Source organism: Aquitalea aquatica, assembly GCF_013911085.1.
Classification (GTDB): domain Bacteria; phylum Pseudomonadota; class Gammaproteobacteria; order Burkholderiales; family Chromobacteriaceae; genus Aquitalea; species Aquitalea aquatica.
The window spans coordinates 1-14,613 of the sequence record NZ_JACERN010000042.1 but is presented as its reverse complement, the minus strand read 5'-3'; the positions used below and the strand labels follow the sequence as shown (position 1 = coordinate 14,613).

The window sequence follows — 14,613 nt, the reverse complement described above, 5'->3', positions numbered from 1 at the left end:
CGCATCAAGTGGCATCAAGCGGCGAATCGGCTTTTTGATTGAAGGGGTTTGATCTTGAACCAGATCGAATACATGGCCGGCAGGAATACCAGGGTCAGGATGGTCCCGGCCAAGGTGCCGCCAATCAGGGTGTAAGCCAGCGTTCCCCAGAACACCGAATGGGTGAGCGGGATGAAAGCAAAAATGGCCGCCAGCGCAGTCAGAATCACTGGCCGTGCCCGCTGCACCGTTGCTTCGACGACTGCGCGGAACGGGTCCAGCCCGGCTTTTTCGTTTTCACGAATCTGGCCGATCAGAATCAGCGTGTTGCGCATCAGGATGCCGGACAGGGCAATCAGGCCCACCAGCGCATTGATGCCGAAGGGTTGCTGGAACAACAGCAGCGTCGGTACCACACCGATCAGCCCCAGCGGACTGGTGAGGAAAACCATCACCATCCCGGAGATGGAGCGAACCTGCAGAATGATGATGAGCAGCGTGAGGGCAATCATGATTGGAAACAGCGGCAGCATGGCAGTGCTGGCCTTGCCGGATTCCTCAATGGAGCCAGCTTCTACGATGCGATAGGCACTGGGCAGCATTGCCATGATGGGTTGCAGCTGCTTGGTCATTGCTGTTGATACGTCTGGCGGCTGCAAACCTTCGGCAATGTCACCACGCACCGTGATGGTTGGCGTACGGTCGCGGCGCCGCAGGATGGGATCCTCCATACGCACCTCGACCTTACCGACCTGGGACAAGGGAATGCGCTGCCCGGCCGCGCCGACCAGCGTGAAACCAGCAATCTTCGCGGGATCAAGGCGGATATCACCGGCGGCACGGCCAATCACCTGCACGGCACGGATATCTTCCCGCACCTCGGTCAGCGGCACTCCGGAGAGCAGGAACTGCAATTGCGATGCCACCGCGCTTGAACTCAGACCGAGAGCCTGCAAGCGATCCTGATCAAGCACAAAATGCAGGGTAGGTACGCGCGCGCCCCAATCCGTGTTGACGGTACGCATCATCGGGCTGGCATGCATTACCCCTGCGACTTGCTTGGCAATCTCGCGCAATTTGTCGGGGTCTGGCCCCATCACACGATAGGCGACCGGGAAGGGCGAGGGAGGACCAAACACGATCTGGGTGACACGGACTCTTGCCTCGGGAGCCAAGTCCGCGGCTGCCGCCTCGCGCAGTCGGAACTTGAGGGTTTCCCGCTCCTGGTCATTACCTGTCAGCACCACGATTTTGGCAAAGGACGGATCAGGCAATTCCGGTGCCATGGCCAGGAAAAAGCGGGGTGCACCTTGCCCAATGTAGGACGTCACCACTTTTGCTTCTTTCTGCTTGGCCAGCCACGCTTCTACCTTCGCTGTTGCAGCACTGGTTTGCTGGATCGAAGTGCCATAAGGCATCTGCACTTCAACCAGCACTTCTGGCCGGTCGGAAGTCGGAAAGAACTGTTTCTTCACGATACCCATGCCGACGATGGCCAGCGTAAACATCCCGACAACTGCGCCAGCCACCCACCATTTGCTGGCAATGACGCGCCCCAGCAACTGCCGGAAGCGGTTGTAGCGCGGTGTGTCGTAGAGCGCTCCATGCCCTCCTTCCACCTGCTTGAAGTCTGGTAACAACTTGACCCCGAGATAGGGCGTGAAGACCACGGCCACCACCCACGACGCAATCAGCGCAATCCCGACGATCCAGAACATGTTACTGGTATATTCACCTGCCGTGGATCGTGCGAATCCGTTTGGCATGAAGCCGATCGCGGTGACCAAGGTCCCCGAAAGCATGGGGGCGGCCGTATGACTCCAGGCATAAGCCGACGCGGCAATACGGTCGTACCCTTCCTCCATCTTAACCACCATCATTTCAATCGCAATGATGGCGTCATCCACCAGCAAGCCCAGTGCCAGGATCAGGGAGCCAAGGGTAATGCGGTCAAAGTTCTTGCCAGAAGCAGCCATGACGACAAACACGGCAGCCAGCGTCAGCGGAACCGCCGCAGCCACCACAATACCGACGCGCCAGCCCATACTGACAAAGCACACCACCATCACCACCAGCAAGGCGACGAAGAACTTCACCATGAACTCGTCCACTGCGGAGTGGATATTGACCGCCTGGTCTGTCACTTTCGACAAGCTCATTCCCTTGGGGAGTTCGGCATTGATCTTGGTGACTTCGGCCTCAAGTGCTTTGCCCAGATCAAGTCCATTCCATTCGTCGCGCATCACCACGCCGAGCAATAAGGCCGGTTCACCGCCATTGCGGACCAGGAAGGTAGCGGGGTCTTCATAGCCACGTGCCACGGTGGCCACATCGGACAGCTTCAGCGTGCGCCCCTGTACAACAATCGGGGTCTGCCGAATCTTCTCCAGCTTGTCGAACGCCCCATCGATACGAACAAACACCTCGGGGCCTTTGGTTTCGATCGACCCGGCTGGCGTCAGCACGTTCTGGCTGTTCAAGGCCGCAAATATGTCCTGCGGCGTAACGCCCAGCGTTGCCAGACGATCATGCGAGAAAGATACGAAAATACGTTCCGGCTGCTCGCCGATGATATTGACCTTCTTGACCCCGGGGACATGCAGCAGTTGCTGCCGCAGCGCCTCCGCATCACGCACCAGCAGTCTTTGCGGCTCGCCCTTGGCTTTGAGGGCAAACAGGGCAAACGTCACGTCTGCATATTCATCGTTGACCATGGGGCCAATGACGCCTGCGGGCAGCTTTTTGGCTTCGTCACTAATCTTTTTGCGGGCCTGATAGAACTCTTCCTGAACTTCCGCTGGTGGCGCGCTATCGAGCAGGGAAACCATGGTGAAAGCCAAACCGGGTCGCGTGAAGGTTTCGGTGCGGTCATACCACCGTAGCTCTTGCATACGTTTTTCCAGGGGCTCTGCCACCTGATCCTGCATCTCCTGCGCCGTTGCGCCCGGCCAGGCGGTCACAATCGTCATCTGCTTGATGGTAAATGGCGGATCTTCCGCCCGGCCGAGTTTGAAGAAGGCCAGGACGCCTGCGGCGGAAATCAGCAGGATCAGGAATAAGGTGATGGCGCGCTCCCGTACGGCGAGAGCAGATAAATTGAAGCGGCTCTCGCTCATGGACGGTCCCCTTCCGTAGCGCTATTGAAGACCGGTTTGACAAGCCGAACCTGTTCGCCTTCCCGCAGCAGGTGGGCTCCGAGTGCGACGATCTTGTCGCCCGGTACGAGCTTGCCGCTTACGCGTGCATTGTCATCTTCAATACGCTGGACCACGACAGGCTGCCAGGAAACCTTGGCCGGCTTGCCAGTCACTACCCAGACGCCAGGCCCTTTACCCGCATCGAACAAAGCACCGATAGGTACCTGCACTCCCCCTGTTTTTACTGCACGACCATCCGGAATCTGGATTGTCACCGTGGCACCCAAAGGCGCATTGGCCAAGTCGCCATCCAGCACGTAGCGTGCTTCGAAGGTACGGGTCAGGCGATCGGCAGTCTCTGAGAGCTGGCGTAGTTTGGCGGGGACAGGATGGGTTTCAGATCCATATAGCGCGGCTTGCCCGACAGAGCCTACCACCGGACGCAAGGTCTCCGGCAACTGGATGACCGCTTCACGCCGACCGGCATGGGCAAGGCGCACGACAGTCTGCCCGGCATTCACCACCTGGCCGGGTTCGGCCAGCGTTTCCATCACCACGCCATCACCATCCGCCAGCAACTCGGCATAACGACTGGCATTACGGGCCACATCAGCCTGGGCTTCTGCAGCGCTCAACTGGGCTTTGGCTGCATCCGCTGCCGCCTTGCTCTGGTCGTAAGCAGAAGCGGAGATGGCACCGGTACCGCGCAGTTCACGGTAACGCGCTTCATCCTGTGCCGCCTGCAGCGCCCGTGCCCGTGCGGCGCTGACCGCTTCCTGCTGGGCATTGGCGGCAAGCCGCAGATCGACCGGGTCGATACGCATCAGCACCTGGCCGCGCTTGACGGTTTGGCCTGCGTCGACCAGGCGCTCCAGCACCTTGCCGGCAACGCGAAAGCCAAGATCGCTTTGAACGCGGGCGGCTACGGTGCCAGTGAATACGCGGGATTCAGGCGTGCCGGCCTGCACCAGGGCAGTACGTACCAGCGGGGTGCTGGTGCGGGGGTCGGTCTGTGCTTTTTCGCCGCAAGCGACCAGGGCAAACGGCAAGGCACAGATGACGGTAGAGATGGTAAGGCGACGCCGAAGCATGAAAGTCCCTTTGACGAAGTGATCGGGACTTTCAGTATTATTCTTGTGACCAATTTAGTCAATAGTCACTAGTCAGGCGTAGCTTCATGGCGACAGGCTGCGTAGCACCAGGCTGGAAAGCTGGGCCGGGGCCACCTCGGTGTAATCAAAGTTGTATTGCAATATCAAGGGGTGCAGAAAAGGCCGTATCACCAGGAAAATTGCCTTGGTCGTTTCATCCAGCGGGGTCTTGCGTTCAAAGTCGCCGCTGAGCCGCCCCTGTTGCACGATGTCTTGCAGCAAATTGCGAATGCGCTCCTCGTAAGCAACGGTCGCCGGCCAGCGCTCACCCGCTGCAGACGCTGCAATCTCGTACAGCTTTCTATCCTGAAAAAACAGCCTGAGGCTTGATTCCACAATGGTTTTAAACATGCGCCGCAGCTTTTCCGGCGGGCCTTCCGCCGCGTCAATAGCAGCTTTGACATCGTTTTCGATCTCGCGCAGGCACTGACTGCAAATCATCTCGCCAATGGCTTGCTTGGATTCGAAGAACTTGTAGATATAGGCCTTGGAAAAGCCAATGGCTTTGGCAAGGTCAGACACCGTGGTTTTTTCGTAACCATAGAGGCTGAAATGCTCGGTGGCGGCAGTCACGATTTGATCGCGGACTTCGTGATCCGCCGGGCCACGAGCTGCGTTCGGGGATGTGTGTGCATTTTTCATGGCTAGTAGCTTACAGACGTGCTCAAAAATTGACAATCAGTGACCAATATGTATTATGGTCACTATAGTTATTTTTATTCGGAGCCTTCCGTGCCAGCCAAACACCCCCTCGCCTTGCTTGTTGCCGCCAGTTTGTTGACCGGCTGTGCCGTTGGTCCTGATTACACGCGGCCCAATATACCGACCTCGGTGAGCTATCTGGGTGCTGCCGCCGTGGAACAACGCCATGCCGCCACCGCGGCCGACCTGGCTACATGGTGGACGGGGTTTGGCGATCCGCAACTGAATCGATACGTCATGCTGGCACTGGAACAGAATCTGAATCTCGCACAAGCATCCGCACGCGTCCTGCAAGCCCGGGCCGGGCTGGGAGCGGCCACCGCTGCGTTACTGCCCTCAGGCACGATCAGCGGCAAAGCCGCCAGAGCCTACCAGTCGGTTGAAACACCCCTGGGCCAGCTGTTGAATTCGCAACCGGGATTCAAGCGCTATGGCAATACTTACCAAGCAGACCTCGGTGCCAGCTGGGAGCTGGATTTGTTTGGTGGTTTAAGTCGTGACCGGGAAGCGGCACTCGCCGATTACCAAGCCTCTCAGGCAGGTGCAACTGCTACACGTCTGACGGTGGCTGCCCAGACTGCCGACATCTATATCAGCATCCGCGGCTTGCAAACCCGCCTGGACATTGCACGTCAGCAGGTTGAGAAACAACAAGCACTGCTTGATACCATCCAGCTGCTGTATGGCAAAGGATTGGCGGCTGAACTACAGGTAGACCAAGCGGCAGGGGCGCTGGCAGAAGTTCAGTCCGCAGTGCCTGTGCTGGAAACAGGGCTGGACGCCGCCATGAATGCCCTGGATGTGATGCTGGGCTCGCCCCCCGGCACCCATCGCGCCAAACTGGCCACCGTGAGTGCCATCCCGACCGTTCCTCACATTACCGCCACCGGGTCACCCGCCGACTTGCTGCGGCGCCGGCCAGACTTGATTGTGGCCGAGCGTCGCCTGACTGCATCCCATGCCCGCATTGGCGTGGCAATTGCCGAGTACTACCCCAAGCTGTCATTAAGTGGGCTGCTGGGTAGTGCCACGGCAGTTTCCTCCGGCAATCTGTTCACCAGTGGTGCCAGCCAGGCCGCAGGCGTACTGGGGCTGCGTTGGCGTCTCTTCGATTTTGGCCGCATCAACGCGCAGATTGAACAAGCCAAGGGGCAAGAGGCCGAGATGCTGGCCGCCTATCGACTTGCCGTGCTGCATGCAACAGAGGATGTCGAAAACGCCTTCTCTTCTTTGCTTAAACGCGAGGAGCAGTCTGTTGTCCTGGCTCGGGGGGTTGATTCGCTGGGCCGTGCCAGGTCCGCTTTGTTTGCGGCATATCAACAAGGAGTCGTCAGTCTGATCGAGGTACTACAGGCTGATGAAAACCTGCTGCGCGCCTCCGATGCGCAAGCACAAGCCAAAACGGAAGCAGCACGTGCGGCGGTTGCAGCCTTCAAGGCACTAGGTGGCGGTTGGCAGCCCAGTGGGTCGGATATGCTGGCAATAAAATGATTGAGCCGCATCTTGTTTACTGGATATTTTTATGGCTGCTTTCAACATTAGAGCAGCCGTCTCATATCTTGTATGCGAAGGACCGCTTTGGCCGAAACGCGGACGTGGCCAACTTTCAATGTCATGAACAACAAGAGCACTGACCCTTTGATGGATCAGTGCTCTTGTTGTTCATGTGCAGGACGATCAAAATCAGCGGTATCTCAGGGACAGCCCCCAGGCAATAGCAGCCTGATGCCCGACGTCCCCCCAGTATTGAGTAGCACCTGACTTTAGGGTCCAATCAACCCCACATGGAGATTGGACATGAAGAAACGTTTCACCGAAGAACAGATCATCGGCTTCCTGCGCGAGGCAGAAGCCGGCATGCCTGTTGCACAGTTGTGCCGCAAATACGCCTTCTCGGAAGCCAGCTATTACCTCTGGCGCAACAAATTCGGCGGCATGAATGTCTCCGAGGCCAAGCGTCTCAAGGAGCTGGAAACTGAGAACGCACGGCTGAAGAAGCTCCTGGCCGAGACCATGCTCGAGAACGAGATTGCCAAAGAGGCCCTGCGAAAAAAGTGGTAAGCGCACCGTCACGGCGGGAGCTGGTGCGCCATCTTGTGGGCAAAGGGCTTAGCGAGCGTCGATCGCTATGTCTGGCCGACATGAGCCCCAGCTCATACCGCTACCAGCCCGCCACTGACCGAAATGCCGCCTTGAAAGCGCAGATCATCGCGCTCGCGCAACGGCACCGACGCTATGGGGCCGGCATGATCTATTTGAAGCTGCGACAGAGCGGCATGCTGGTCAATCACAAGCGGGTAGATCGACTCTATGCCGAGGCAGGTCTGCAAATTCGCCGGCGCAAGCGCAAGAAAATTCCCGTGGCAGACCGTCACCCACTAGCTCGCCCTTTGGCGGCCAATCAGGTCTGGTCGATGGACTTTGTGTTCGACCGGACGGCAGAGGGGCGTGTCATCAAGAATCTGACAGTGGTCGATGATGCCACGCATGAAGCAGTCGCCATTGTTCCAGAGCGGGCGATGGGAGGCCTGCATCTGACGCGCGTCCTCGACCAACTGGCGAAGACACGTGGCTTGCCCAAAGCCATCCGGACCGATAACGGCAAGGAGTTCTGCAGCCGTGCGATGTTGAGCTGGGCGCACGTCCGTGGGGTTCAACTCTTTCTGATTGAGCCGGGCAAGCCCAATCAGAACGCTTATATCGAATCCTTTAACGGACGTTTCCGGGATGAGTGCCTGAACGAACACTGGTTCACCAGCCTGCGCCACGCCCAGGTTGTTATCGAAGCCTGGCGAAGGGAATACAACAATGAAAGGCCGAAGAAAGCACTGGGTGGTTTGACGCCGGCGGCCTATGCCGAATCACTTGCTGAGAAATCAGGTAAATTAAGCCCGGACTCTAAAGCCCTCTGCTACTGAAAGTGGGGGGACGTCGATACCTCCAACGCTTACGATCAACGCTAACAACTAACCACAAGCCACCACCATCTCGAAAATTTGACTCGGATTTGCCTGCCTCGACCCGTGCAGAACGGCACTGAATATCCTTGAGCAATGCCATCCCAATGCTTTTCTCCACTGCCATAAAGAATCCCCCCGACGTTCCCCCACAAAATATCACGGGGGTACATTCAGGGGAACATTTTGATGTGGATGTAGCTGACTCTTACTATCTCACTTTGGACTCTCAACAACCCAAAAGCCTACAAAAAAAGGAAATGCAGGCTACTTTGGACATCTTAAAACAGCTTTGAAATATCCTTGGTTTCCCAGTGCGGGAAGTGCTTGCGTACCAGCTGATTGAATTCCAGCTCGAAGGCGCGCAGGCGGGCCAGTTCATCGCTTACCGGAGCCGCACTGGATTCAGCAGCGGCCGTGATCATGCCGGCAGCCGCCGTTGCATTGGACAGGCGATCGATAATCACGAAGCTGCCCGTGCCACGACTCAGGGCATAGGCATCGAACACGGCCGGCGCATTCAACTCCACCCGGCACAGGGCAATTTCATTCAGCGCCAGCTCAGCGGCATTGAACTGCTGCAGGGAATTGACATCCACCCGATGCTGGATGCTGCTTACCCGGCCGGTGACCACCTTGCCAGCCAGCTTGAAACCATATTCCTTGCCCAACTCCAGCGGCGCCTCGGCCATCCATACCAGGTGGGCATCAAAAGCCTGGGATACGCTGGGTTGCTGCTCGCCAGCGCGTACGATCATGTCGCCACGCGAGATGTCGATTTCATCTTCCAGGGTCAGGGTAATGGCCTGGCCGACAAAGGCAGAAGGCTGGTTGCCTTCGAAGGTCACCACCTCTTTCACCTTGCTGCGCTTGCCGGAAGGCAGGGCCACAATTTCATCCCCGGGTTTCACTTCGCCAGCCACCACGGTACCGCAGAAGCCGCGGAAATCCAGGTTCGGACGATTCACATACTGCACCGGCAAGCGGAAGGCTTCCAGCGCGACGTCGTGGCTGACCTGCACGCTCTCCAGCAGCTCCATCAGGGTAGCGCCCTGATACCAGCCCATGTTTTCGCTGCGGGTGACCACGTTGTCACCACGCAAGGCAGAGATCGGCACGAAACGGATATCCGGAATGGTCAGGTGCTCGGAGAAGGCCAGGTATTCGTCACGAATGCGCTGGTAGGTTTCTTCGCTGTGTTCGACCAGGTCCATCTTGTTGATGGCCACGATCACGTGCTTGATGCCCAGCAGGCTGACGATGAAGCTGTGGCGGCGGGTCTGGGTCTGCACACCACGGCGGGCATCGATCAGGATGATGGCCAGATTGCAGGTGGAGGCCCCGGTTGCCATATTGCGGGTGTACTGCTCGTGGCCCGGGCAGTCGGCAATGATGAACTTGCGCTTTTCGGTGCTGAAATAGCGGTAGGCCACATCGATGGTAATGCCCTGCTCGCGCTCGGCCTGCAAGCCATCCACCAGCAGCGCCAGATCGATTTCCTGGTCGGTGGTGTTGTACTTTTTCGAATCGCGCTCGATGGCCGCCAGCTGGTCTTCAAAAATCAGCTTGGAGTCATGCAACAGGCGGCCAATCAGCGTGGACTTGCCATCATCGACATTGCCACAGGTGATAAAGCGCAGCATGTCCTTGTTTTCATGCTGCTTCAGGTATTCCAGGATATCGCTGGCAATCAGCTCGGACTGGTGAGACATGATCGTTCTTTCCACTGTATTCCGTCGCCAGGGCGCCGGACATCAATTCTTCAGAATGGTGACAGGATGGAGCCGGGCTTAGAAATAGCCTTCCATCTTCTTCTTCTCCATCGACCCTGCCTGGTCATGGTCGATCAGACGGCCCTGGCGCTCACTAGTGGTGGTGAGCAGCATTTCCTGGATCACCTCCGGCAGCGTGGCGGCAGTGGATTCCACCGCGCCGGTCAGCGGGTAACAGCCCAGCGTGCGGAAGCGCACTTGCTTCTTGCTGATGCTGGCTTTTTGTTCCGGCGTCAGGTATTGCAGGATGCGGTCGTCATCTATCATCACCAGCGTGCCGTTCAGATTCACCACTTCACGCTCGGCGGCAAAGTAGAGCGGCACGATGTCGATGTTTTCCAGATAGATGTACTGCCAGATATCCAGCTCGGTCCAGTTCGACAGCGGGAACACGCGAATGCTCTCGCCCTTGTCGATCTTGCTGTTGTAGATATTCCAGAGTTCCGGACGCTGGTTTTTCGGGTCCCAGCGGTGGTTCTTGTCGCGGAAGGAGTACACACGCTCCTTGGCACGCGATTTTTCTTCATCACGACGCGCGCCACCAAAGGCGGCATCGAAACCATATTTGTTCAGCGCCTGCTTAAGGCCCTCGGTCTTCATCACGTCAGTGTGCTTGGCACTGCCCACGGTAAACGGATTGACGTTGGCCTTCACGCCCTCTTCGTTCACATGCACGATCAGCTCCCAGCCTTCGGCAGCCTGCTTGTCGCGCAGCGCATACATGTCCTGGAACTTCCAGGTGGTATCCACATGCATCAGCGGAAACGGCGGCTTGCCAGGGGCAAACGCCTTGCGCGCCAGATGCAGCATCACCGCCGAATCTTTGCCAATGCTGTACAGCATGACCGGGTTTTCAAACTCCGCCGCCACTTCGCGGATGATGTGAATCGACTCGGCTTCCAACTGCTTGAGGTGAGTCAGTTTCTGTTGACTGATGTTCATGGTTCCCGCCTGTTCCTGGGCTGCCTGCACTTCTGGTGAGCACAGCACGATGGTTTGCTTGTCGCTCAATTTACCGGAAGGCCTGCCATTTTCCAAAATCAGTTGGATATATCAATATGCACTATCCAAGTGAAAATTCAGTCCAAAGAGCAATAACGCAATACTGATTAAGTCATGCCGTGATGGCTGTTTCGCCATATAGTGACAAGCAGGGAGATCAAGACCATGAACCGCGTCGACAATACAGCGGACTACCAGCTGGAGCACAGCCTGAGTTGTGCCGATGGCTCGTCACTATTACTGGCCAGGGCCGGCGAACACGACTACCTGCTACTACCCGCCGCCGCACAGCCCTCTGCCGGCAAGCTGCCTCACAGCCTGCTTGCCCAGCCTGTGGATCACACCACACTCGCCGGCCAGGACTATGCCTGCTACCTGCGTGACGGACAGAAACTGTTGAGTGAAATCCCCCCCGGCATGCTGAACGACAAGGAAGTCACCGGCATCGCCTGTGACATCATGGAAGCCCTGCTGCAACTGCAGCTGAACCAGTTAGCCCTGCCTGTAGTGGATTCCGAGCATATCCTGATCGACGCCCAGCAGCAGATTCAGTTGCTCGGTCAACATGCCGCCATCTCGCATGACACCGTGCAACAGCAGCAGAACCTGATACAAGCCGGCCGCCTGCTGTACTGGCTTTACAGTGGCCGCCGTTATAGCAGCCTGCCACTGGCCAGCCTGCGCCCCCAACTGGATAACGAGCTATTGCAGCTCTGCCAGCAATTACTAACCGCCCACACGGCCAGCCCGCTCCCCACTCGCGCCATCCTGGCACAGTTACAGGACTGGCTGGTCCGCCAGCAAAGCTTTATCCGCCCGCAGGGCAATCATCGCACCGCACTGGAGCAACTCTTGCAACGCATGCGGCACAGCCCGGACTTCCCGGCCTTGTCCCAAGCCGTTTCTGCCATCAATCACATTGGCAATGCCGATAGCGAACGGCTGCAAGTATTGGCAGAAATCATCCTGAAAGACTTCTCACTCACCAACAAGCTGCTCAAGGTGGTGAACTCGGCCAACTTCAGCCAGTTTGGTGGCACCGTCAGCACGGTATCGCGCGCCATCGTCATCCTCGGTTTCGACACCATCCGCAACCTCGCCCTGACCTTGCTGCTGTTTGAACACATGCATAACCGCAGCCACGCCCAGGAGGTACGCGACGTCGCCATCAAGGCATTGTTCTGTGGCCTGCTGGCGCGCAACCTGGCCCGCCACAGTGGCCTGCGCGAAGCAGAAGAGGCGCTGATCTGCGGCATGTTCCAGCAGCTGGGCGAACTGCTCTGTGTGTACTACTTCCGCGATGAATACCGGCTGATCCATAAAAAAATCAGCAGTGGCAGTACGGCTGACCAAGCGGTACTGCATACGCTAGGTCTTTCCTATGCCGCGCTCGGCGCAGGCACCGTCAGCCTGTGGAGCTTTCCGGAAAGCATGATCAGCAGCCTGGAGCCCTATCCTGCCGGCCCGGTGCGCCAGCCACAAAGCAGCACCGCCCGCTTGCGCATGCTGGGCAATCTGGCACAGGAGCTGACCAGCCTGCTAAGCACGGCCAACCCACCCTCGCAGGCTGCAGCCCGACAGTTACTTACTCGCTACGAACGGGCCAGTGCGCTGGACATGAAGCAGCTCAATACTGTCATCGAACAGACTCAAGCTGCTTTTGACGACTACCTGCGTGAATGGAGTGGCGAACAGCCACGCCATGGGCAGGCTCATCAGCTGAAAACAGCCCGCCTGGATAGGCAAGCGCAACAGCCCACAGCACAAGTCATCCCAGACGATGCCCTGACCACCAGCTACCTGCTTGCCCCGCCGGCTACGGCATCCCTACTGTCCGCCGGCATCCAGGACATCACCCTGACCCTGCTGGGGAGTTATCAGCTAAACGATCTGCTGCGGATGATTCTGGAAATCATGTTCCGGGCGGTGGGATTTGATCATGTCGTGCTCTGCACCAAAGACCCGCGCCAAAACCAGTTGCAGGCACGCTTCGGCTTTGGCCCGGACATCCCCGAGCTACTCAAACAGTTCCGGGTCGATCTCGATCAACAAGACAATGCTTTTTGCATTGCAATGGAACGTAATGTCGACATTTTCATCGAAGATGCCAGCGATGCCACCATCGCCAGTCATATACCCGACTGGTATCGACAACTGAATCTGGCGCAAACTTTCATCATCTTTCCGTTAGTGCTGGAAAAGAGGAAAATAGGCTTCTTGTATGGTGACAAAAAACAGGCACACAGCCTGCCATTACGTCCCGACGAACTCAATCTGCTCAAAACCCTGCGCAACCAGGCCTTGCTGGCCATTCGCCAGAAACAGAACTGAGCAGCCACACCATCAGGAATCGTTTGTCACTGACCAGCCAGCACCCCATTGAAATGCTGTCACGCAGAAGCTTGCTGCGAACCGGCTTGAGCCTTGCCGCCATCGGTATGCTGCAAGCCTGTAGCAGCCCCCTGCGCCGCCCCACTTCACCTACTGCCGCCTATCCGACCATGCCATTGCAAAACCAGGAAATCACTCTGCTAGCCTGTTCCGGTAGCCTCCCCAGCGCCGCGCAGCGCCAACATGGCATCGACCGCCTGCAACAGGCCGGCTTCGATGTAACCAATCGTGAGGCAATCGACCGCCAATACCAGCGCTTTGCCGGCACTGACCAACAACGCCTGCAAGACCTTAATCAGCTCAGTCAACGTCAGGACATGCCACGCATGCTGTTGGCTGGCCGTGGCGGCTACGGTGCCTGCCGCCTGTTGCCGGACATCGACTATGCCCGCCTGTGCCCTATGCTCAAGGAGGCAGGCACCCAGATCATGGGTTATAGCGATTTCACCGCCATCCAGCTTGCCTTGCTGGCCAAGGGCGGCGTTGGTAGCTTTGCCGGCCCCATGCTGTATAGCGACTTTGGTGGACGCAATATCAGCCCCTACACCATGCAGCAGTTTATCCAGGCCACCACCACCCCGGACTGGGTAGTACGCAGTCAGACCATGCAAAGCGTAAACGACCACGGTGAGGGCATTTTCTGGGGTGGCAATCTCAGTGTTCTCAGCAGCCTGGTGGGTAGCCCTTACCTACCGGATATCCGCGGCGGCTTGCTGTTTCTGGAAGATGTAGGCGAACAACCCTACCGGCTGGAGCGCATGCTTCAGCAACTATACCTGGCAGGCATTCTGCAGTGGCAGCGGGCCATCTTCCTGGGAGACTTTGCCATGGGGCGCATCGTTGATGCCTATGATGCTGGCTATACGCTAGACAGCGTCATTGCACAGCTACGCCAGCAACTGAAGGTGCCAATCCTCACGGGCATTCCCTTCGGCCACATCCACGACAAGACCACCCTGCCGCTCGGCTACCCGGCACGTTTCAACAGCAGCGAAAATGGACTGGAATTGCAATTCAGTGACTACCCAGTGCACTCGACAACAGGACTGACGCTGGAAAATCTGCTCCACAACAATCTGTGATCATCCCAGACGCAACAAAGCCGCCCAGGTGGCGGCTGTGCGGGCATCAGCAGCGGCGCGAACGGCCGCAATGCAGCACCGCCATGCAAAAAGCCCAGCTCGATTGAGCTGGGCTTCTAATGGGGAGTCTGGCGGTGTCCTACTTTCACATGGCGAATGCCACACTATCATCGGCGCTAAGGCGTTTCACGGTCCTGTTCGGGATGGGAAGGCGTGGGACCACCTCGCTATGGCCACCAGACATAAACTGTCAACAAACTCGAAGAAGCTTTGTATCCCAGACTCCGTCTGAAACACTGAATTAATTAGGTATCTCTTGGATCTTTGATCGCGTCGCACATTCACTATCCAGTCAGCTCGGTTTCCCAAGCCACTCAAATGATAGGATCAAGCCTCACGAGCAATTAGTATCGGTTAGCTTAACGCCTCACAGCGCTTCC

Annotated in this window: 9 protein-coding genes and 1 rRNA gene; 4 read left to right on the top strand and 6 right to left on the bottom strand. The window is 57.6% G+C overall.

Annotation, left to right across the window (positions count from 1 at the left end; genetic code table 11):
• Positions 1 to 14: 14 nt before the first annotated feature.
• The 3 genes from H2Z84_RS17755 to H2Z84_RS17745 form a co-directional block, all read right to left on the bottom strand.
• Positions 15 to 3,095: an efflux RND transporter permease subunit gene (locus H2Z84_RS17755; RefSeq protein WP_181837132.1), complete on the bottom strand. Its 3,081-nt coding sequence runs from the start codon at positions 3,093 to 3,095 to the stop codon at positions 15 to 17.
• A complete protein-coding gene (locus tag H2Z84_RS17750; protein ID WP_181837131.1) occupies positions 3,092 to 4,207 on the bottom strand; it encodes an efflux RND transporter periplasmic adaptor subunit in 1,116 nt (371 codons plus the stop codon). Before H2Z84_RS17750 ends, H2Z84_RS17755 begins: the two co-directional genes overlap by 4 nt.
• Before the next feature lie 84 nt (positions 4,208 to 4,291).
• Entirely contained in the window at positions 4,292 to 4,909 is a 618-nt protein-coding gene (locus H2Z84_RS17745) for a TetR/AcrR family transcriptional regulator (protein WP_181837130.1), read from the bottom strand.
• A 90-nt stretch (positions 4,910 to 4,999) separates the two neighbouring features.
• Between H2Z84_RS17745 and H2Z84_RS17740 the strand changes: the two genes are divergently transcribed.
• Positions 5,000 to 6,460 (top strand): efflux transporter outer membrane subunit, encoded by a 1,461-nt coding sequence (locus tag H2Z84_RS17740; protein WP_309545498.1) that lies wholly within the window; start codon positions 5,000 to 5,002, stop codon positions 6,458 to 6,460.
• A 306-nt stretch (positions 6,461 to 6,766) separates the two neighbouring features.
• Positions 6,767 to 7,887 (top strand): IS3 family transposase gene (locus tag H2Z84_RS17735; RefSeq protein WP_181837129.1). Its coding sequence is split into 2 segments (ribosomal slippage): positions 6,767 to 7,025 and positions 7,025 to 7,887, totalling 1,122 coding nucleotides; the frame shifts between segments, so codons are not numbered across the junction.
• A gap of 320 nt (positions 7,888 to 8,207) precedes the next feature.
• On the opposite strand, the gene cysN is transcribed toward H2Z84_RS17735, so the two are convergent.
• Both cysN and cysD read right to left on the bottom strand, forming a co-directional pair.
• Positions 8,208 to 9,638 carry a sulfate adenylyltransferase subunit CysN gene (cysN, locus tag H2Z84_RS17730; protein ID WP_181837128.1) on the bottom strand — a complete coding sequence of 477 codons (1,431 nt, stop codon included), beginning with the start codon at positions 9,636 to 9,638 and terminating at the stop codon, positions 8,208 to 8,210.
• 78 nt (positions 9,639 to 9,716) lie between these two features.
• On the bottom strand, positions 9,717 to 10,670 hold the full coding sequence (gene cysD, locus H2Z84_RS17725) for a sulfate adenylyltransferase subunit CysD (protein ID WP_255424550.1): 954 nt from the start codon (positions 10,668 to 10,670) through the stop codon (positions 9,717 to 9,719).
• A 195-nt stretch (positions 10,671 to 10,865) separates the two neighbouring features.
• On the opposite strand from cysD, the gene H2Z84_RS17720 reads away from it, so the two are divergent.
• Positions 10,866 to 13,031 carry an HDOD domain-containing protein gene (locus tag H2Z84_RS17720; RefSeq protein ID WP_181837127.1) on the top strand — a complete coding sequence of 722 codons (2,166 nt, stop codon included), beginning with the start codon at positions 10,866 to 10,868 and terminating at the stop codon, positions 13,029 to 13,031.
• Positions 13,032 to 13,084: 53 nt separating this feature from the next.
• Positions 13,085 to 14,173 (top strand): LD-carboxypeptidase, encoded by a 1,089-nt coding sequence (locus H2Z84_RS17715; protein WP_181837126.1) that lies wholly within the window; start codon positions 13,085 to 13,087, stop codon positions 14,171 to 14,173.
• 126 nt (positions 14,174 to 14,299) lie between these two features.
• Here H2Z84_RS17715 and rrf read toward each other — a convergent pair.
• Positions 14,300 to 14,414 (bottom strand): 5S ribosomal RNA (rrf, locus tag H2Z84_RS17710).
• Positions 14,415 to 14,613 lie beyond the last annotated feature (199 nt).